The sequence below is a fragment of the Acidimicrobiia bacterium genome (genome assembly GCA_040881685.1).
Classification (GTDB): Bacteria; Actinomycetota; Acidimicrobiia; order IMCC26256; family PALSA-555; genus SHVJ01.
The window spans coordinates 53,619-71,749 of the sequence record JBBECS010000044.1; the positions used below are offsets into that span (position 1 = coordinate 53,619).

Sequence of the window (18,131 nt, forward strand, 5' to 3'; positions counted from 1 at the left end):
CTCGGCTGCGATCGCGTCGTCGTGGATCGACGACTGCTGACCCGGGAGCAGCTCGGCGAACGACGCGTTGGTCCACGGGTACGAGTCCCAGAACATCGTCGCGACGTCGTCGACCATTCCCGGTTCGGCGATCTCGGGGTGGATCCGCGCGATCTGCCTGGTGACGACGCGCGCACGCTCTTCAGGCGGTAGCTGGCCCTCTCGCGCAGCCGGTGACTGGCGAGGCTGCCCGTGCGCAGGCTGGCGCGCTCGCGTCAGTGAGGCCCTCCATCGTGTCGCTGACCGCGCGAGCCAGCATCTTCGGCGGGATCGGGTCCTCGCGCTGCTGCGGTGACAGGTCGAAGTGTGGATAGAGGTTCTCCCGGGTGTCGCGCATGCGCGTGCGAACACCACGAATGTCGTAGAAGCACGACAGGTTCTCGTGCGACGTGACGAAGCGCCGGAGCTCGAGGCCGCAGCGCGCGAGAGAGTGAGGCGTGTAGTCGTGGTGCTCCGGCACGCGCATTGGGCCGAACTCGCCGTACGTTCCGTCACCGAAGTGGTGCGTCCACGCCCGCCCGCGGGTCTCCCCGCTCGCTTCGAGCACCCGGACGCTGTGGCCCAGCGCCTCGAGCTCCACCGCGGCCGTGAGTCCGGCCATGCCCGCGCCGATGATCGTGATGCTCTTGCGAGGTTGGCCGCGGTCAGCGTCTGCGATCGCTCGCAGCTCGTCGTCCACTCGACTCATCGGGCGTACCTTCCCAAGCAGCCCAGCCCGCCGGGGAGGTTAGCGACGGCTCTCGGGCCGCGCTGTGCGCGAGCATCTGTGTGTGCGCGATGACGAGGGGGAAGATCACCTCCCGATCGAGCTGGGTCCCGTTTCCAACGGCGAGTACGACCCGGTGCCGATGTCGGCCGTCGGTCGCGAGACGGTGAGTCGCACGCGCGAGGCGGTCGACGACCACGCTCGCCGCCTCGGCATGTCCCGGCGCTCGTTCCTGCGCACGAGCATGGCCTCGGCCGTGATGTTGATGGCGCTCGATGCCTGCAGCGGTGAAGAGCGCGCCAGCCGCGGCAAGCCGCCGGGCGGTCAGCTGAACGTCCCCGAGCCGACCACGACGGAACCCACCCTCCCGTCGACCGACTTCGTCATGGATGTGCAGACGCACTTCCTCGACTTCACCGAACATCCCGACGCGATCGCCTTCGGGGACGGCTTCCCGCAGGCCGCCTGCGGCGACGCCGACAGTCGCCTGTGCTTCTCGATCGACCACTATCTCGAGGAGGTCTTCCTCAGGAGCGACACGAGCATCGCGGTCGTGTCGGCGCTCCCGATCGCGCCGGAGGGCAACGCACTCTTGATCGAAGACATGGAGCGCGCCAGGAGCATCGCCGAGCGTCTCTGCGCCGAGGAGCGCGTCCTGATTCACGGGCAGGCGCTGCCGGCGTTCGGACCACTCGATGCGCAGCTCGCGGCCATGGATGCGCTCGTGGCCGAACATTCGATCGCCGCATGGAAGGTGTACACGCACGCGCCCGGGCGAGGGTGGTACCTCGACGACCACGAGGCTGCCCAACCCCAGGTCGGCAACGCGTTCCTCGACAAGGTGCGCGAGGTCGGTCCGCCGATCGTGAGCGTCCACAAGGGCCTGGCCCAAGGAAGCCGCTACGCGTCACCCGAAGACATCGGGCCGGCCGCCGCCGCGCACCCCGACGTCTCGTTCGTCGTGTACCACTCGGGCTACCAGACCTCGTACCGAGAAGGTCCTTACAACCCGGACGGCCCTGGGGTCGACCGCTTCGTGCGCTCCCTGCGCGACGCGGGAATCGGGCCCGGCGCGAACGTCTACGCCGAGCTGGGGTCGACCTGGTATCTCCTGATGCGAGATCTCGATGCGGCGGCGCACGCCCTGGGAAAGCTCCTGGTCACCGTCGGGCCCGACCGCGTCGTGTGGGGCACCGACTCGATCTGGTACGGCTCACCGCAGTCACAGATCGATGCCTTCCGAGCGTTCGAGATCACGCCCGAGTACCAGGAGACGTACGGCTACCCGGCGCTCACCGACGACGTGAAGCGCAAGATCCTCGGTGCCAACGCGGCAGCCCTGTACGACGTCGAACCGGTCTCGACGAGCTGCGAGTTCAGCCCCGACGACATCGCGGCTGCCCGTCAGGCGCTCCCAGCCCGCCGCGCGTCCTACGGTCCTCGCACGGCACAGGCCGTGCGGACCCTCGCGCGCGACCACGGGTGGGTCGGCTTCTGACCCTCTTGGGCTAGGGCAGCCGCTCCGCCACGAGTTCGGCCGCCGCGCGCGCGATCGCCGCCTGCGCCGCGCGACCCACGTCGTGGCGGTCATCGGTCGAGACGCCGATGAGCACGATCAGGTCGTCGGTGCGGATGTGGACGTTGCCGTCTTCGGCAAGGAACGCCTCGTCGCCGAGCCCGTCGATCTCTTCCGCGAGGTCCTTGCGATCGTCCTCGAAGTCGTCGAGCGCGTCCTTCGCCGGCCGCTCTTCGATGTAGAGCTCGTACGCGTTGTCGGACTCCCGCGTTGAGCTGGACTGCGCGAGCCACTCGCAGAACGTGCCCGAGATCGTCCGGTCGGTGTCGAGCACGCCCTCTCGCGTTGGCTCGCCGAGCACCGCTTCGGCTTCGTCGTCGGTGAGGAGGCTGCACGCGTCTTCGATCCCGCTGTCAGTACACGCGGCGAGCCCCAGTACGAGCACGAACACGAGCAGCCCCACCCGAGCGCTCATCCGGCTTCGGCCTCTGCCTCCGCCTCTCGCGCCTGCTCGGCTGGCGTTGCGACTCGCGACGACGGTCCCATCGCAAAGTAGATGGCCATCAGCGCGTACACAACGAAGCATGCAGCCGCGCTCACGAACGCGAGCCCGATCGTCGCGCCATAGACGACGGGACCAACCAATGATCGCCGAATCGCGAGCTTGACCCGTTCAGGTGCGATGCCTTCGACCAGCAGCTCGGGACGACGATCGAGTCGCATCCACATGCCGAGGAACGCAAGCCCGATCCCAAGCATGGCGGTGCTGTAGATCGCCGCCGCGATGTGCGCGTTCGCGCCGCCGTCGCGCATGTAGGTCGCCAACAGCGAGGTCGGGAAGGGCAGAAAGGCGATCCCGAGGAGCAGAAGCAGGTTCAAGAACATCAGCGGGCGATCGACGGTCGTGATCCGCTCGAACATCGAGTGATGGCTCACCCACATGATCCCGATCACGACGAAGGACAGGATGAACGCGGCGAAGGATGTCCAGTCGTCGACCAGCGCGTCGAACAGGTCGCCGTCCTTGACCTTCGGAACGTCGAGGGTGAGGACGAGCAGCGTGATCGCGATCGCGATCACTCCGTCGCTGAACGCCTCCATCCGCAGCGTCGTCGTGCTCGGGATCCTCCCGCGGCCTCGACCGGAAACTGATGCGGGCTGCGCCACCCGCCCACGCTATGCAATGCAGCAGCGGTCGGTGCGAACAAGCCGATCGGGGTGGAGGACCCGCAGGATGGCCAAGCGCTCCCGATTCCTCGAGCAGACCCAGGTGGCGGCCCTCGCCGACCAGCCCGACGGCTACCGCGCCGTGCTCACCGACGACTGGAACTGCCCGATCGTCCCCCACGGCGGGGTGGTGACCGCGGTGGCGCTGCGGGCGACGGCGGCGGCCCTGGATGCTCCAGAGCAGCGCCTGCGCTCCCTCACCTCGACCTTCATCGCGCCGGTGCAGCCTGGCGCCATCGATGTGGACGTCGAGGTGCTGCGTCGAGGTCGCTCGATCTCACAGGTCTCCGCGTCAGCGCACAACGTGGGCGAGGCTGAAGGGCTGCGCTGCGTCGCCGTGTTCGGGGGCGAGCGGCGTGGCTTCGAGTTCACCGAGCTCGAGATGCCGGATGTGCCACCGCCCGACGAGTGCCCGTCGTGGCGTGACGCTCCTGCGGACGCTCCGGCGCGCCACGTCGTGTTCAACTTCTGGGACCACGTCGAGAGCCGCATGGCGCTCGGCCACCTCCCGTGGATGCCCTACGAACCGACCACGGCGCAGCGTGTCTACTGGTACCGCTTCGATGAGCCGCCCGTCGTCGACGGCTCTCTCGACCGACTTGCGCTCGTGGCGCTCTGCGACACGATGCCCGGCGCGGTCGCCGAGCGGCTTGGCAGCGGGGACGGCTGGATACCGCCGAGCATGGATCTCACCGTGCACCTGTTCGGCGACACATCGGCGGAGTGGATTCTTGCGAACAACCGCGCCCACCACGCCGGGGACGGCTACGCGTCGGTTGACATCGAGCTCTGGGACCCGAACGGACAACTGCTCGCGTACGCGACGCAGACGATGTTCTTCGCGTTCTTGGACTAGAAGCGCTCAACCCACGGGGTGGCTCGCTCTACGAGATGCCGGGGGTGATGGTCTGGTCGTCGGTCGGCACGGCTGAGGCGTCGATCGGGAAGCCGTCCGCGTCGTAGACCGGCGCCTCAGGGTCGCGTTGATCCTCGTCCAAGCCCTCCGCACGGGCCCGACGTCGAGCTCGCTTCTCGGCCTGGCGTTCCTGCCGAGCGATCTCGCGCTGGCGTTTCTCGAAAGTGGGTCGCTGCTTGTTGCGACTGCCCACGGTGATCTCCTGGGTCGGGGGGTTCTGTACGCGCAACCGCCGGGAACCTGGCAGTTCCCGGCGGGCGCGGGTGACGTCAGACGACGCGGACGTTCTGGGCTTCTTCGCCCTTCCGGCCCGGGGCCACGTCGAACTCGACCGTTTGACCTTCGTCGAGGGTTCGGTAGCCGTCGCCTTGGATGGATGAGAAGTGGACGAAGACGTCGTCGCCGCCCTCACGCGAGATGAAGCCGTAACCCTTCTCGGCGTTGAACCACTTCACTGTGCCTTGTGTTGCCATTCCGTCGTGCTCCCATGTGTGTCTCTGCCCCGTTCCATGCCAGCAAGCCGACTCGGGGCTGCGTACGGGACTCGGTAGCGAAGGTGCACGACGCGGCTGGTCTCACGGGGAACAGCGACAAGAGAGGCCGAACCGGTGAAATAGTGCGTGTCGCGGCTTTACAACCGATTGCTGACACCACAACGGTAGCAGACCCCGGATCAGCGCCTGTACACCGGCACTTCCTCGGGAACCGTTGCCGGCTCTCGGCGCCGGGCGAAGTGGAAGTAGACGAGCAGGCTCGCCACCGCCGCCCAGGCACACCACAGTGAGGTCACGGCGTCGGCTCTCACCCACGCCAAGAAGACCACGGCAGAGAGGTTCAGGGCGCCGAAGATCACGATGCGCCGATGGCTGGAGATGAGGAAGGCGCCACACGTCGCGATCACGTACAGGACCGTCACCAGGTCCGCGTGCGCGCCGGCGCCGGTGTACTCGAGTGTGTGCCCGCTGATCCTCGCCGCGATGCCGTCATCGGTCATGGCCCAGGTGAGGTACAGGCCCACTGCCGCACCGATCGCGAGCAGCGCGCCGATCCATCGTCGACGGCTCCGGAGCGGTTCCACGAGGAGGATGCTCAAGGGGACGAGCAGCGGCAACAGCGCCCACGCATAGAGGACGTAGGCATACAGGGCGACCCGGCCGGCCGACGCCGGGAGGTGGCCCTCGAGGTCGAGCCACACGAAGCCTTCGGCAGCTTGGTGCGCGGCGAACCCAAGTGGGAGCGCGGCGAGGGGGAGCTCGCGTCGCGAGTGCGGCTCGGTGAGCGTCGCCACGCCAATTGCCCCGACGACTGCGGCGCCCACAAAGTCGGCCTCAGCAGAGAAGCACATGCAGCACTCCCTGTCGCTCGGTCCGGGGGACGGTACGCCCCGGTAGCGCAAATGCCAAGACTTTTTGCCCGTGGAATCGAACCACGAACATGCGGCGATGGCGGCCTAATCTCTCGGCATGCGAGACAAATCCCCGCGATCCGGCAAAGACAAAAAGCAGGGCAAGAGCCTCAAAGAGAAGCGCGCGGTCAAGAACGCCAAGCGCGCGGAGCGATCAGCCCACCGCTCCGACTAGCGCACGCGGCGCGGCTCCCGAACGGGGCGGCGTGACGGCTTCGACGCAGGGCAGCGGCTCGTCCCGAACTTCTAGTTCGCGTCCGCGAGGGCGTTGATCTTGTCCAAGTGCGGCTGTTGCTCGGCTGAGTCGAGGAAGGACGCGAGGAATGAGTTGCGCGCCAAGTCGCAGAGCTCGTGCGCGCTCAGCCTCAGAGCGTGTGCAGTCGCCGTGTAGTTCTCGGTGACGTATCCACCGAAATATGCGGGATCGTCGGAGCTCACCGTCACGCGCACACCGCGGCGCAGCAGATCCGCGATGTTGTGCTCTTCGAGTGTCGGGAACACGCGGAGCTTGACGTTGGACAATGGGCACACGGTGAGGGGAACCTGCTCCGCGATCAACCGCTCCACGAGGCGTTCGTCCTCGGTGCATCGCACGCCGTGGTCAATTCGATCGACGTGCAAGAGATCGAGCGCCTGCCACATGTACTCGGGTGGTCCCTCCTCCCCCGCATGCGCAACGGTGCGCAGTCCGTGCGCTCTCGCACGATCGAACACCTCGCAGAACTTCTCTGGCGGATGCCCGACCTCGGCCGAGTCGAGACCGACCGCGGTGATGTCGGCGCCATGAGCGACTGCCGCATCGAGCGTGCCCATGGCTGACTCCGCGCTCTGATCCCGCAGGAAGCACAGGATCACCCGCGACGACACGCGCAGCTCGCGCTCCCCGTCCGCCAGCGCGGCGTGGATGCCCTCGACGACGATCCCGTAGGCAATCCCACGGTCGGTGTGGGTCTGAGGGTCGAAGAAGATCTCGGCGTGGCGGACTCCGTCGGCGGCCGCTCGACGGAGGTACGCCATGGTCAGGTCGTAGAAGTCGCGCTCGGTCACCAGCACTCGGCACCCCGCGTAGTAGATGTCGAGGAACGACTGGAGGTCGTCGAACACATACGCGCGCCGCACGGCCTCGACGTCGGGATACGGCACGCGCACGCGGTTTCGCTCTGCCAGAGCGAACATCAGCTCCGGCTCGAGCGTCCCTTCGATGTGCAGGTGCAGCTCCGCCTTCGGGAGCACCGCGATGAGCTCGTCGGCGTTCATGGCATCAGTCTCTACCGAAGTCGGCCAGGCGATACCGGCGGTTGCCGAGGATCCGCTCGCACGACCGGCAGTCGAACCGCCGCCACGGCTCGGCTTCGACAAGCCCGCGCCGGCCGCACAACGCGAAGTAGTCCCACTCGGGCATCGCTGTCCCCGAGAATCGTCGGCGCCGCCATCGCCGATCGGCCCGTTTCCGGTATGCGAGATGGACGCGCCCGGTGAGGTCGGGCCCGAGCGCGAGTGCGAGACCGGTGAGCTCGTCCGCGCGTGGACGTCTCGGCGGCTTGGACCGACGGGGGCTGATGGGCCTACTGAAGCACGTCCTAGGGTGGCGGCGGATGGCTGTTCTGACGGAACGCCTGCACGGCGCGAGCCTCGTCGATGATCCCTATCCGTTCTACGCGCGCCTTCGCCAGGAGGCCCCAGTCTGGCGCCTCCCCGGCACGAACGGCTTCTTCGTCAGCACTTGGAACCTCGTCGCCGAGGTCGTGACCCGCGTCGACGACTTCTCGAACCACTTTCGCCACATGCTGTACACGGAAGACGACGGCTCGCTCGGTGTGCTCGCGTCGGAGTCGGGTCCTGACGTGTTCGCGGGCGCCGATCCCCCGGTGCACACCGCGCATCGCAAGCTGTTCCAGCCCGCGTTCACCCAGAAGAAGATGCAGGAGCTCGAGACATATGTGGCGGGGCTCGCCGACGAGCTCCTGGACGGCGTCGTCAACGCCGGTCGCGTCGACGCCGCGGCACAATTGGCCAACCCGCTCCCGATCCAGGTGATGGCCGAACGCGTCATCGGGTTCCGCGATGTGGACGTGGTGGAGACGCAGCGCTGGATGTTCGCCGGCTCGCACTTCGCCGGAGGTCTCGTCCGCCTGGACGAGATGGCAGCACTCGGCGCGGTGGCAGCCGGTCTCGCGCCCTGGGTGGACTCGCAACTCGACGACGCGCTCGGCGGACCGCCGACCGAAGATCTGATGGGCGCGACGACGACCGCCGTCCACGCGGGCAACCTGACGAGGGATGAAGCCGCGTTCAACCTCATGGTCGTTCTCGGCGCGGGCGGCGAGACCACCACCGGCTTGATCGGGAACGCGATCCGTGTCCTCGCCGAGCGCCCCGAGCTCCAGAGCGAGCTCCGGGCCGAGCCTGCTCTGGTGCCGGCATTCGTCGAGGAAGTGCTGCGCTTCGAGTCACCATTCCGGTTCCACCCCAAGTCGGCGCCGTACGACACCGAGCTCGGCGGCGTCACGATCCCAGCCGGGGCGATGGTCGCGCCGATGTGGGGCGCCGCGAACCGCGATGAGAGCGTCTTCGAGAAACCCGACGAGGTCATCCTCAATCGACCGAACGTGCGGCTGCACACGGGCTTCGGACGCGGCATCCACTACTGCATCGGCGCACCGCTGGCGCGCCTCGAAGCACGCGTCGTGCTCGAGCGACTCCTGGCGCGCACGACAACCTTCGTGCGCGACGACCACGACGCACCCCGGTGGGAGCTGGGGATTTGGATGCGCCGCCACGAGGCGCTCCCGATCGTCGTCGAGGCTGCATGAAGCTGGCCGATCGAATCACGATCGTCACGGGCGGCGCCTCAGGGATCGGTGCGGCGACCGTGCGCCTGTTTGCCAGTGAGGGCGCGCGTGTCGCTGTGCTCGACGTGGACGTAGCCGCGGCCGAGGCCGTTGCCGCGAGCATCGCCGACGCAGTCGCCGTCGAGGCCGACGTCTCCGACTCGGCTGCCGTCGACGCGGCCGTGACTCAGGTGGTGGACGGGCTCGGCCGGGTCGACGTGCTCGTCCATTGCGCGGGCGTCGACGTGGGTGAACAGTGGAAGCAACGGGTGTTCGACGCGACGGTCACACAGGGCAAGGCGCGGGCCGCGCGCTCTCCTGCGCCGACCCTCGGTCTCAGCGAGAACCTCGACGACGAGTCGTGGCGGCGGGTCTTGGCCGTGAACCTCGACGGAACCTTCTACTGCTGTCGTGCGGTGCTTCGGCACATGGTGGAGCAGCGCTCGGGCGTCATCATCACGATGGCGTCGAACGCAGCCCAGCTCGGGATCGCGGGCCTGCCCCACTACGTCGCGTCGAAGGCGGGTGTCATCGGGCTCACGCGCACGCTTGCGCGCGAGTTCGCTCCGATCGGGATCCGGGTGAACGCCATCGCGCCCGGTGGTGTCGACACGCCGATGTTCGAGCGCCATCCCGAGGCTGTCCGCACTGCTGCGACCACGAACGCCCCCCTCGGTCGCATCGCGTCGGCGGAGGAGATCGCTCAGGTCGCGCTGTTCCTCGCGAGCGATGACAGCAGCTACCTGGTCGGCGAAACCGTGAATGCGAACGGCGGAACCTTCCTACCCTGAAGAACCCTGACGGCTTCTCGGTAGAGTGCCGCCCGTGACTACTACCGCATCGTCGACCAGCACCGCTCACCCACTCGATCTCCTCACGCCGGACGAGATCAAGCAGGCGGTTGAGATCGTGCGCGCGAGCGGACGAGTCCCCGAGGGGTCCGTGTTCGTGCACGTTCGACTCCATGAGCCGGCAAAAGAAGCCGTGGCCGCGCACGGCGCGGCCGACCCGGTCGACCGCGAGATCGAGATCCAGATCGTGCCCGGTCCCGGCTTGGAGGTGATCGAGGCGATCGTGTCCGTGACCGCGCGTGAGATGCGCGACTGGCGCGTCGTCGAGGGGATGCGGCCAACGCTCCTCTTCGGTGAGTCGGCGAACGCGATCGGCAAGGTGCGAGCGCACCCCGACTGGCAGGCCGCCATGCGCAAGCGCGGCCTCACCGACCTTGACCTCGTGCAGATCGATCCGTGGCCGGCGGGCAGCTTCGACAGCCCGCACGAAGCGGGGCGGCGGATCAGCCGGTGCATCTCGTTCGTCCGGGAGTCCAAGACCGACAATGGCTACGCCCGTCCGATCGAGGGAGTCATCGCCTTCTACGACCAGGGTGCGGGCGAAGTGCTCGAAGTGATCGACCTGGGCGTCGTGCCCCTCCCGCCGAACCGCGGCTCGTACCTGCCGGAAGACGTCGGCTCGATGCGCACCGACCTCAAGCCGCTCGAGATCTCCCAGCCCGAGGGGCCGAGCTTCACCGTCGAGGGCAACCTCGTGCGCTGGCAACGCTGGTCGTTCCGCGTCGGCTTCGACCCATACGAGGGACTGGTGCTCCACACGGTGAGCTACGAAGACGACGGTCGATCGCGAACGGTGCTGCACCGTGCGTCGATCAGCGAGATGGTCGTCCCGTACGGCGATCCGAATCCGATGCACGGGTGGAAGAACGCGTTCGACGCGGGCGAATGGGGTCTCGGCCGGATGGCCAACTCCCTCAAGCTCGGGTGCGACTGCTTGGGCGTCATCCACTACTTCGACGCGGTCCTGGCCACCGAAGCGGGCGATCCGTACGTCGTGGAGAACACGATCTGCATGCACGAGGAGGACTACGGGATCCTCTGGAAGCACCACGACATGCAGGGAGGCACGAACGAGACCCGGCGGTCACGCCGCCTCGTCGTGAGCTCGATCGCCACGGTGGGCAACTACGAGTACGGCTTCTACTGGTACTTCTATCTCGACGGGAACGTGCAGCTCGAGGTGAAGCTCAGCGGGATCATCTCGCCGATGGCGGTTGCGCCCGGCGAAGTCCCTGAGTTCGCCACGATCGTCGCGCCAGGCCTCGCCGGGCCGAACCACCAGCACATGTTCTGTGCGCGACTCGATCTCGATGTCGACGGGACGGAGAACTCGGTGTTCGAGGTCGAGGCCGAGCGGGTGCCCGTAGGACCTTCCAACCCGTGGTCCAACGCGTTCCGGCAGCGCGCGACGCAGCTCGAGACCGAGCGCGGTGCGCAGCGGGAGACGAACGCGGCCACGTCACGATGCTGGAAGGTGGTGAACCCGTCACGAACGAACACGCTTGACCAAGCCGTGGGCTACAAGCTCGTGCCCACGATGTCGACACCGACACTGCTCGCGCATCCCGATTCGAGTGTCGGTCGTCGGGCCGGGTTCGCGTGCCACAACCTCTGGGTCACGCCGTACGAGCGCGACGAGCGACGTGCCGCGGGCGACTACCCCAACCAGCACGCTGGTGGGGACGGCCTCCCGCTCTGGACCGACGCCGACCGACCGATCGCCGACACCGATGTCGTCCTCTGGTACACGTTCGGCGTCACCCACTTCGTGCGTCCCGAGGACTGGCCGGTCATGCCGGTCGAGTACACGGGCTTCCTGCTCCAGCCCGTGAGCTTCTTCGACCGCAACCCCGCGCTCGACGTACCGCCGTCATCCGGCAACGGCAGCTGCCACGGCTGAGATCAACCTCGTAGCGGGGCCAGCAGCGCGGTGAGCTCTTTCGGGCGCGTGATGCCGGCCACCTCCGTGCGCTCGAGCCACGACGGCGCGGGTTCCGCGTCGGTTCGCGCCCATTCCGGACCGTCACCCCAATGGCGACGCGTCATCCGCGCGAGCGGATCGGTCACGCCGGCACGCTCGCACGCGGCCGCATATTCGATGCTCGTGCGGCGGGCGCCGTCACGATCCCAGTAGTCCTCCTCCGACGCCCACAAACCGTCGCCCGCGTAGCGCAGGACGGACAGCCCGGGGAAGTCGAAGTAGGCCGAGCCCTCGCTATACGGGTTGTCGCGTCGATTCTGGAGATGGAACACGACCCGGTCGCCCTCGACGATGTGCCAGTCGTACACGCCGTAGATCTCCGGAACGCCTTTCATGACCGCATGGATCCACGCGTCGACTTCGTCGCGACCGTGCAGCGGCCCCCAGAAGTAGTCGTGGTAGTAGACGTCGGGAACGAACAGCTGCGTCCACGAATCCCAGTCTTCGTTCACGTTGCCTACGGTCCACCAGTGGCTGAACGCCTCCTCGATCTCCGCACGGTCGGCAACCATCGAGCGGGTGTATACGTCGGCCAGGTACGGCTCGCAACCGCGCGCCACGAGGAGGCGTCGAAATGAAGTCCTACAAGGTTCTGATCGCGGTCACCGCGCTGAACGTCGCCCTCGTTGCCTCGGCATGGTTCGGCATCGTCGGAGCGCAACCAGGCGGCGCGCAGTCGTCGGATGCGGGCACGCTCCAAGCGTCCGGGTTCGACCTCGTGAACGATGACGGCGTCGTGGTCGCGCAGCTCTACGTGGGGGTCGACGGAACCGGCCAGATCCGACTGCGCGACGCGTCCGGCGAGGTGCGGGTGAAGCTCGGCGCGGGACCAAATGGCTCCGGACTGATCCTGTTCAATGCCGAGGGGGAGCCCGTTCCCGGGGTGTCGGCCAGCACGGACGAGCGGGGCACGAAGATCACCCTCGTCGACGGCGAGCAGAAGAAGACGTTGAAGCCCTGAGGTCAACGTGCGTCGTCAGGCGGGGCGACGTCCGATGATCGTGTGCAGCCCGACCGGAAGTTCCTCGGTACCGAACGACACGCCGACGATTGCTTCGACACCGTGCTCGGCGAGCAGCGCGGGAACTCGTGACGTGTCGACGAGCACGTTGTCATGCCGCTCGTCGTCGCGTCGCCATGATCCGTCCTCATTGCGAAGGAACGTGGTCATCTCGCGGACGAATCGATCCGGAGTGGGAACCGAGAACAGCGCCACGATCGCCCAGTCGTCACCGACGCGTCCCTGGTTCTTGACATCGAGTCTCGCCGTCCCCCACTCGATGTCGCACAGGTCGAGCGCCACCACACCATCGGGACGGAGCGCCTGTGCGATGGCGACGAGCGCGCGGTCGAGCGCGGCTTCATCGGGCAGGTAGCTGAGCGGGTGACCGATCGAGACGATGGCGTCTGCCGATGGGAGCGGGTCGTCTGGCATGACAAGCAGCGAGAGTCGCTCAGCGTCAGGGACGGTCTCGCGGGCGAGCTCCAACATCGCGGGTGAGGCATCCGTCGCGATGACGCGGTGTCCGGCATCCACGAGGTAGCGGGTGAGGAGCCCGCTCCCGCAGCCCAGCTCGAGGACCAGGCCATCCCGCTCGAGCACCGGCTTCAGGAGCTCGAGGATGCCGGGAGCACAGAGGTCCGCGTGGAAGCCGTATCCGAGGTGATGCACGAGCGCGAGGTCACGCCGGTAGTAGGGCTCGTCCATCCCGGGATGTTGCCGCCGCACCAGCGCTGGGAACAACTCCCCTCCCATCGAGCAAGTGACGCACAGCCGTTCAAGAGCGCGGTCCAGCGTCGCTTGCTCGAACGTGTGGCGGGCACAACGATGCCCCGTGAGCTGCAGCGATGCTTCAAGGGGGGCGGTCATGCTGACGATCGGGCGGGACGGACGACGACGCGGCTCGAAGCGAGGTGCGGCCATCGTCATCGCCGCGGTCACGGCGGCGGCCGTCATCGTGCCTGCGTCGGTATCTGCTGCGTCCGTCGAGCACGGGAAGAAGGCCGGCAACGGCGGGCCGCGCGTCATCATCGACACCGACCTGTCGAAGTGGTGGGACGATGCGTCAACGATCGGACTGGCCAACGTCTTGCACGGGCAGGGAAAGCTTCGGCTCCTTGGCATCGTGTCCGACGTGAAGAACAAGACGGCGGTCACTGCTCTCGATGCGATCAACACCGCATACGGGAACGGGAAGATCCCGTTGGGCGCGGTCGCCGGGACCGATGAGGACACCTTTGACCACGGCTACACCGACGAGCTCGCTAGCGCGCTCCCCCACTCGGTCAAGGACAGCGACGACGTGCCCGATGCTGTGGCCGTCTACCGCAAGTTGCTGGCGAAGCAACCCGACCACAGCGTGACCATCCTCTCGGTCGGCGGCTTCACCAACCTGGCCGACTTGTTGGCGTCGAAGGGGGGTCAAGGCAGCAAGCTGGACGGGCGCAAGCTCATCGCCAGGAAGGTGAAGCGGCTCGTGCAGATGGACGGGCTGTTCCCGGGTGGCGGTCCGGCGTTCACGAACCAGAAGATCGACCTCGAAGCGGCGACCGCGGTGGTGGAAGGCGACTGGCCCACACCGATTGCCTGGGTCGACGGGTTCGGCGGGATCTCGACCCGAGTCGGCGGAACGCTGTGCACCGAGGCGCCTCCGAAGCATCCGATGCGCGTCGTGTACGAGATCCTCTTCGAGTGCGCAGAGCCGGGTGACGGGAACTGGGACGTGCCCACACTGCTGTACGCGATCGGCGACATCCCCGATGTCTTCGAGGAGCTGGGCCAGCGCGGCGCAGCCGTCATCAATGACAGCGGCGGGTTGACGTGGGAGACCCCGTCGACTCGTGAGGAAGACCTGTATGTACATGTGACCGACCAAGAGGCTCTGAACGCGCGGATCGATGAGCTCCTCGTCCTTCGGTAACCGAGGCCGCTTCGAGCTCAGCTCGGCAGCGAACGGTCGGGACAAAACGCTGCCGGCAACGTGCCCGGGGCGAGGAGGCAAGAAATGAACGTGCACTCACGCGCCGTGCCTCTACGGATCGCGCTTGTACTTGCAGTGACGATCGCGGGGGTCATTGGTGTTGGCTCGCCCATTGGGGCTGCAGACAAGACAGGTGAAGTCGCCGAGTTCGACCTCGACGTTGGCTATGGCGTGACAGGCGTCGTGGAGTGGCACGACAGCCTGATCGCGATCTCCTACGACGGCGCGGTATTGCGAAGCAGCGATGGTCGGGAGTGGGAGCAGGTGCAAACACTCGGGCTCGAGGTGGAGATCCAGGACTATGACCGTGAGGACGTGAGCTTCGATGGCCTCACGACGGCCGGCGACACGCTGATCGCCATCGGCAACCACCGTGTCGTCGCCAAGAAGGGATTCCAGGAGCTCACACCGTTGGTGTGGGTCTCCGAGGACGCCGAGAGCTGGCAGCTCACCCAAACTTCGGGGCTCGACCCCGACGGCTACCTCTGGACGGCCGCGGCTCACGACGACGCCCTCGTCTTCGGCACCGGCGCGGTCACGAAGAAAAGGAATGGAATCGTGGTGTGGGCATCGTCCGATGGTGTCCAGTGGCGGCGCATCGAGTCAACACACTTGAACAGCCCTCAGAAGTACAGCTTCCACAGAACGGACAACGTTGCTGTCGGGCCCGACGGGCTCCTGGCAGTCCAAATTGTGGGAGACCGCGGCTCCAGGGACGACGAGACCTTCGGGATCTGGCGTTCAACGGACGGGCTCGAATGGGAAGAGCTCGACTACTCGGGACTGGACTCCCTCGACCGTCCCAACAGCGATGAAGCGCCGCTCGTCGCGGCCGTCAATGGCGGCTATGTGGGGGTCGGGGTCGTCGACGGGCGCATCACACTTTTTCAATCGAGTGACGGCGCAAGCTGGTCGGATGAACAGACCCTCGATGACGCTCCCGTTGAGGAGGTCAGCGCCGTCGTGGTCTTCCACGGTGACCTCATCGTGCTGGGAATCCGTGGCTACGACGAGCTCGTTGTCGCGCGCATCGCCACAAGCAGCCTGTGAACCTCACGCGCAACTGGAGGCGGCGGCCGGAATCGAGTGCTTGGATCGGGGTAGTGCTCGCGCGCTCGCGCGGCTGACGGACGCGCATTTCCAACTCTGAACGAACAACTGGAGGCGGCGGCGCCGGCTCTCCGCTCACCTTGAACTCGGTGAACGTTCCCTCCGGCGTGATGCGCCACGCGTACCGTATCGAACTCGATCCAGACCGCACGCGGTACTACCGACTGCTCTGGGACCTCACCTAAGCAAGCGAAGCTTCAGACGGCGAGCAAGGTGCCGCACACTCAGCACCCACCTGGTCCCGAAGCGTTGTTCAGTCCTAGTTGTTCAACCTCACGTCGAGTAGTCGGCGGCGTCCGCGTGAGCAACGTGCGGAAGCTGGGACCAGATCGCAACTACAAGCATTTCCTCGTAACGCCGGAGCCACTTGTAGAAGCACTGGCGCGAGATCCCGTAGTACCGGCACGTCTGAGCGACACTGCCCGTGACCTCGGCCGCGTGTCGCAGCATCGCCAGGCGGTGTCGGATCTTGCGTTGCTGGTCTCGATCGTCCATCAGGATCTCCTCTCACAGGAAACCCCAGATGTAAACAACCTCCGTCAGTTCTTCATGGTGCCCCCGGCAGGATTCGAACCTGCGACATCTGACTTGTAAGAGCGCCTGAGCACGCCCGGCGATTCCCGACACCTCTAGCGCTGCCCTGACCAAGCGGCGCGCTTCGTCAGTCGATTCGGACGAACTCCCGCTCGGCGTCGTGATCGAGTGTCGGTGCACCATCGACGACGATGTCCACACGGCTGAGTGGGTCATCTCGTGCGACGTAGGAATCTTCGGCGGCCATCCATGTGACCCAGGCGTCTCGAGCTTCGGCACCGTCGCGCTCAAGACCGCGCTTGAGGCGCAGATCCGGCGGTGCTTCAACCCACACGGCAAGAGCCAGTCGATCAGCCCACTCGCTTCGACTCGAACTGACGCCTTCGATAATGACGACTGGTTGGGGTAAGACTTCGCGCCAGTCGCCAAGCGTTCGCCGATCCCAGTCGTACCAGCGATACCGTGCCGATCGTCCTTCTGCCAGAGGATCGATGACTTCTTCCAGCATGCGTGGCCACCAATCGGTCGGGTTGTCCCAGGACGCGAAGTGGTCGGTCGCAACGATCGACGCGCCAGAGAGGCTGCGAGGCCGTCCTGCGAACGTGGTCTTTCCGGCGCCGCCGCACCCGTCGATCGCTACGAGCCGTACGTCACTGTCCAAGCGGCGGATCCGCTGAGCAAGTTCGTCGAACAACTCGACGGTGCGCACCTCGTCACACTACGAGCCCATCAAGTCTGGTCGACGGGTTGAATACGCCTGGGCGTGCAAGGCTTGAGATGTGCCGGCTGGACCACCGCGTGGCGAAGTGACAACTCCGGCGATCGTGGCCAACCTTGCCCGTGGTCAGTCGTTCCGCTTGGTATGGGTCAATGAGCTCGGTGGACTGACCTTCGAGATGCGGTACGAAGACACAGACTGCTTCCTGAAGTGGGCGCCAGTGGGCAGTGGGCTCGATCTAGCCGGCGAAGCTGCTCGCCTCAGATGGGTGGCGCCGTTTACGACAGCTCCGCGAGTGCTCGACATCGGCGAGGACAACGGCGGATCCTGGTTGCTCACTCAGGCCATCCGTGGGAACTCCGCAGCGAGCGAACGCTGGACAAGCGATCCTGAGCGAGCCGTGATCGCGATCGGGCAAGGACTTCGACACCTCCACGACCGCGCGCCCGTTACCGAGTGCCCATTCACGTGGTCGATCGAGGACCGAGTAGGCACCACGCGCCAGCGCTACGCAGATGGGCAGCTCGACCCCACCAGATGGGACGAACGCAATCAGGGCCTCGAAATCACGAACGCGCTTGCGCGCCTCGATCGCCCGCCGTCCATCGATCGCTTGGTGGTGTGTCACGGGGATGCGTGCGCGCCCAACACCCTGGTCGGAGAGGACGGGCTTTGGGCGGGTCATGTCGACTTTGGTTCACTGGGCACCGCGGATCGTTGGGCGGACCTGTCGATCGCGACGTGGAGCACCGAATGGAACTACGGGCAGGGCTGGGAGCGGCCGCTGCTTGAGGCTTATGGCATTGAGCCCGATGAGGAACGCACCGAGTTCTACCGACTCCTCTGGGACCTCAGCTGAGGGACGTGCGTTCCCACTGAATCCGCGCGCCCCTGTGCAGGCCCCGCGTTTCCTAACCCGCACCCATCTCGGTACGACGGTCTGCGACCTCGGTATGTGATATGGGTGAGCTAGGACCAGATGAGGACGACGAGCAGTGCTGAACCCCCGAACGCGAACCAAACAGGCGCGGTGACACCCCACGCGCCGGCGACCGCGCCCCCGATGACTCCACCCAGCACTATTCCACCTTGGACACCGAGCAGGTAGATGCTGCTGACCCGCCTTGAGACGCGCCATCTTGGGATGATCAGGGGCGCTGGTTAATGTCAGTACTGCGCCGGACCGGCCACCTTGGCAGCTTGGTCGATCTTGGCGCGGTGGTTTTCCCAGAAGGCCTGTCCAGTTGTTGCAGGAACCCCCCTTCTTCCGTGCCTACCTCACCGTCCAGCTGCTCGCGCAGGATGTCGGCGTGCCC

General features: G+C 66.5%; 21 protein-coding genes. 9 read left to right on the top strand and 12 right to left on the bottom strand.

The window, feature by feature from the left end:
• Nucleotides 1–181 precede the first annotated feature (181 nt).
• Nucleotides 182–727 carry an FAD-dependent oxidoreductase gene (locus tag WEE69_11515; GenBank protein MEX1145922.1) on the bottom strand — a complete coding sequence of 182 codons (546 nt, stop codon included), beginning with the start codon at nt 725–727 and terminating at the stop codon, nt 182–184.
• An 82-nt stretch (nt 728–809) separates the two neighbouring features.
• Here WEE69_11515 and WEE69_11520 point away from each other — a divergent pair, with 82 nt between their 5' ends.
• The gene (locus WEE69_11520) at nt 810–2,243 is read left to right on the top strand and encodes an amidohydrolase family protein (GenBank protein MEX1145923.1); all 1,434 of its coding nucleotides are present in this window, start codon (nt 810–812) and stop codon (nt 2,241–2,243) included.
• 10 nt (nt 2,244–2,253) lie between these two features.
• Here the strand turns inward: WEE69_11520 and WEE69_11525 are convergent, their stop codons facing one another.
• Both WEE69_11525 and WEE69_11530 read right to left on the bottom strand, forming a co-directional pair.
• Nucleotides 2,254–2,736, bottom strand: coding sequence for a hypothetical protein (locus WEE69_11525; protein ID MEX1145924.1), 483 nt, complete (start codon nt 2,734–2,736; stop codon nt 2,254–2,256).
• Nucleotides 2,733–3,362 carry a TMEM175 family protein gene (locus WEE69_11530; GenBank protein MEX1145925.1) on the bottom strand — a complete coding sequence of 210 codons (630 nt, stop codon included), beginning with the start codon at nt 3,360–3,362 and terminating at the stop codon, nt 2,733–2,735. The genes WEE69_11525 and WEE69_11530 overlap by 4 nt, the downstream gene beginning before the upstream one ends.
• Nucleotides 3,363–3,495: 133 nt before the next feature.
• On the opposite strand from WEE69_11530, the gene WEE69_11535 reads away from it, so the two are divergent.
• Nucleotides 3,496–4,344, top strand: a complete 849-nt coding sequence (locus WEE69_11535; GenBank protein ID MEX1145926.1) for a thioesterase family protein — start codon at nt 3,496–3,498, stop codon at nt 4,342–4,344.
• A 28-nt stretch (nt 4,345–4,372) separates the two neighbouring features.
• On the opposite strand, the gene WEE69_11540 is transcribed toward WEE69_11535, so the two are convergent.
• From WEE69_11540 to WEE69_11560, 5 genes are all read right to left on the bottom strand, one after another.
• Nucleotides 4,373–4,597 carry a hypothetical protein gene (locus WEE69_11540; protein ID MEX1145927.1) on the bottom strand — a complete coding sequence of 75 codons (225 nt, stop codon included), beginning with the start codon at nt 4,595–4,597 and terminating at the stop codon, nt 4,373–4,375.
• A gap of 76 nt (nt 4,598–4,673) precedes the next feature.
• Entirely contained in the window at nt 4,674–4,877 is a 204-nt protein-coding gene (locus WEE69_11545) for a cold-shock protein (GenBank protein MEX1145928.1), read from the bottom strand.
• Nucleotides 4,878–5,077: 200 nt separating this feature from the next.
• Nucleotides 5,078–5,749: a DUF6629 family protein gene (locus tag WEE69_11550; GenBank protein ID MEX1145929.1), complete on the bottom strand. Its 672-nt coding sequence runs from the start codon at nt 5,747–5,749 to the stop codon at nt 5,078–5,080.
• Nucleotides 5,750–6,055: 306 nt separating this feature from the next.
• Nucleotides 6,056–7,066, bottom strand: a complete 1,011-nt coding sequence (locus tag WEE69_11555) for an adenosine deaminase (protein ID MEX1145930.1) — start codon at nt 7,064–7,066, stop codon at nt 6,056–6,058.
• 4 nt (nt 7,067–7,070) lie between these two features.
• Nucleotides 7,071–7,211 (bottom strand): hypothetical protein, encoded by a 141-nt coding sequence (locus tag WEE69_11560; protein ID MEX1145931.1) that lies wholly within the window; start codon nt 7,209–7,211, stop codon nt 7,071–7,073.
• A 193-nt stretch (nt 7,212–7,404) separates the two neighbouring features.
• Here WEE69_11560 and WEE69_11565 point away from each other — a divergent pair, with 193 nt between their 5' ends.
• From WEE69_11565 to WEE69_11575, 3 genes are read left to right on the top strand one after another with little or no spacing between them, the layout of a single operon-like run.
• Complete coding sequence (locus WEE69_11565) at nt 7,405–8,622, top strand: cytochrome P450 (protein ID MEX1145932.1); 1,218 nt, start codon at nt 7,405–7,407, stop codon at nt 8,620–8,622.
• Nucleotides 8,619–9,431 (top strand): SDR family oxidoreductase, encoded by an 813-nt coding sequence (locus WEE69_11570; protein MEX1145933.1) that lies wholly within the window; start codon nt 8,619–8,621, stop codon nt 9,429–9,431. The genes WEE69_11565 and WEE69_11570 overlap by 4 nt, the downstream gene beginning before the upstream one ends.
• A 34-nt stretch (nt 9,432–9,465) precedes the next feature.
• On the top strand, nt 9,466–11,391 hold the full coding sequence (locus WEE69_11575) for a primary-amine oxidase (GenBank protein ID MEX1145934.1): 1,926 nt from the start codon (nt 9,466–9,468) through the stop codon (nt 11,389–11,391).
• Nucleotides 11,392–11,393: 2 nt separating this feature from the next.
• Here WEE69_11575 and WEE69_11580 read toward each other — a convergent pair whose 3' ends face one another.
• On the bottom strand, nt 11,394–11,984 hold the full coding sequence (locus WEE69_11580; GenBank protein MEX1145935.1) for a nuclear transport factor 2 family protein: 591 nt from the start codon (nt 11,982–11,984) through the stop codon (nt 11,394–11,396).
• A 62-nt stretch (nt 11,985–12,046) separates the two neighbouring features.
• On the opposite strand from WEE69_11580, the gene WEE69_11585 reads away from it, so the two are divergent.
• Nucleotides 12,047–12,433, top strand: coding sequence for a hypothetical protein (locus WEE69_11585; protein ID MEX1145936.1), 387 nt, complete (start codon nt 12,047–12,049; stop codon nt 12,431–12,433).
• Nucleotides 12,434–12,448: 15 nt separating this feature from the next.
• Here the strand turns inward: WEE69_11585 and WEE69_11590 are convergent, their stop codons facing one another.
• Nucleotides 12,449–13,180, bottom strand: coding sequence for a class I SAM-dependent methyltransferase (locus WEE69_11590; GenBank protein MEX1145937.1), 732 nt, complete (start codon nt 13,178–13,180; stop codon nt 12,449–12,451).
• A gap of 160 nt (nt 13,181–13,340) precedes the next feature.
• Here WEE69_11590 and WEE69_11595 point away from each other — a divergent pair, with 160 nt between their 5' ends.
• Together WEE69_11595 and WEE69_11600 are read left to right on the top strand one after the other, a co-directional pair.
• A complete protein-coding gene (locus tag WEE69_11595; protein MEX1145938.1) occupies nt 13,341–14,393 on the top strand; it encodes a nucleoside hydrolase in 1,053 nt (350 codons plus the stop codon).
• Between the two features lie 84 nt (nt 14,394–14,477).
• Complete coding sequence (locus tag WEE69_11600; protein MEX1145939.1) at nt 14,478–15,503, top strand: hypothetical protein; 1,026 nt, start codon at nt 14,478–14,480, stop codon at nt 15,501–15,503.
• Between the two features lie 333 nt (nt 15,504–15,836).
• On the opposite strand, the gene WEE69_11605 is transcribed toward WEE69_11600, so the two are convergent.
• Together WEE69_11605 and WEE69_11610 are read right to left on the bottom strand one after the other, a co-directional pair.
• Nucleotides 15,837–16,058, bottom strand: a complete 222-nt coding sequence (locus WEE69_11605) for a helix-turn-helix domain-containing protein (protein MEX1145940.1) — start codon at nt 16,056–16,058, stop codon at nt 15,837–15,839.
• A gap of 166 nt (nt 16,059–16,224) precedes the next feature.
• Nucleotides 16,225–16,806, bottom strand: coding sequence for a hypothetical protein (locus tag WEE69_11610; GenBank protein ID MEX1145941.1), 582 nt, complete (start codon nt 16,804–16,806; stop codon nt 16,225–16,227).
• 97 nt (nt 16,807–16,903) lie between these two features.
• Here WEE69_11610 and WEE69_11615 point away from each other — a divergent pair, with 97 nt between their 5' ends.
• Nucleotides 16,904–17,674, top strand: coding sequence for an aminoglycoside 3'-phosphotransferase (locus tag WEE69_11615; protein MEX1145942.1), 771 nt, complete (start codon nt 16,904–16,906; stop codon nt 17,672–17,674).
• Nucleotides 17,675–18,131 lie beyond the last annotated feature (457 nt).

Coding starts and splice junctions, on each gene's coding strand:
- WEE69_11515 (MEX1145922.1), bottom strand. CDS start 727: ATGAGTCGAGTGGACGACGAGCTGCGAGCGATCGCAGACGCTGACCGC.
- WEE69_11525 (MEX1145924.1), bottom strand. CDS start 2,736: ATGAGCGCTCGGGTGGGGCTGCTCGTGTTCGTGCTCGTACTGGGGCTC.
- WEE69_11530 (MEX1145925.1), bottom strand. CDS start 3,362: ATGGAGGCGTTCAGCGACGGAGTGATCGCGATCGCGATCACGCTGCTC.
- WEE69_11535 (MEX1145926.1), top strand. CDS start 3,496: ATGGCCAAGCGCTCCCGATTCCTCGAGCAGACCCAGGTGGCGGCCCTC.
- WEE69_11545 (MEX1145928.1), bottom strand. CDS start 4,877: ATGGCAACACAAGGCACAGTGAAGTGGTTCAACGCCGAGAAGGGTTAC.
- WEE69_11550 (MEX1145929.1), bottom strand. CDS start 5,749: ATGTGCTTCTCTGCTGAGGCCGACTTTGTGGGCGCCGCAGTCGTCGGG.
- WEE69_11555 (MEX1145930.1), bottom strand. CDS start 7,066: ATGAACGCCGACGAGCTCATCGCGGTGCTCCCGAAGGCGGAGCTGCAC.
- WEE69_11560 (MEX1145931.1), bottom strand. CDS start 7,211: ATGCCCGAGTGGGACTACTTCGCGTTGTGCGGCCGGCGCGGGCTTGTC.
- WEE69_11565 (MEX1145932.1), top strand. CDS start 7,405: ATGGCTGTTCTGACGGAACGCCTGCACGGCGCGAGCCTCGTCGATGAT.
- WEE69_11570 (MEX1145933.1), top strand. CDS start 8,619: ATGAAGCTGGCCGATCGAATCACGATCGTCACGGGCGGCGCCTCAGGG.
- WEE69_11580 (MEX1145935.1), bottom strand. CDS start 11,984: ATGGTTGCCGACCGTGCGGAGATCGAGGAGGCGTTCAGCCACTGGTGG.
- WEE69_11585 (MEX1145936.1), top strand. CDS start 12,047: ATGAAGTCCTACAAGGTTCTGATCGCGGTCACCGCGCTGAACGTCGCC.
- WEE69_11590 (MEX1145937.1), bottom strand. CDS start 13,180: ATGGACGAGCCCTACTACCGGCGTGACCTCGCGCTCGTGCATCACCTC.
- WEE69_11595 (MEX1145938.1), top strand. CDS start 13,341: ATGCTGACGATCGGGCGGGACGGACGACGACGCGGCTCGAAGCGAGGT.
- WEE69_11600 (MEX1145939.1), top strand. CDS start 14,478: ATGAACGTGCACTCACGCGCCGTGCCTCTACGGATCGCGCTTGTACTT.
- WEE69_11605 (MEX1145940.1), bottom strand. CDS start 16,058: ATGGACGATCGAGACCAGCAACGCAAGATCCGACACCGCCTGGCGATG.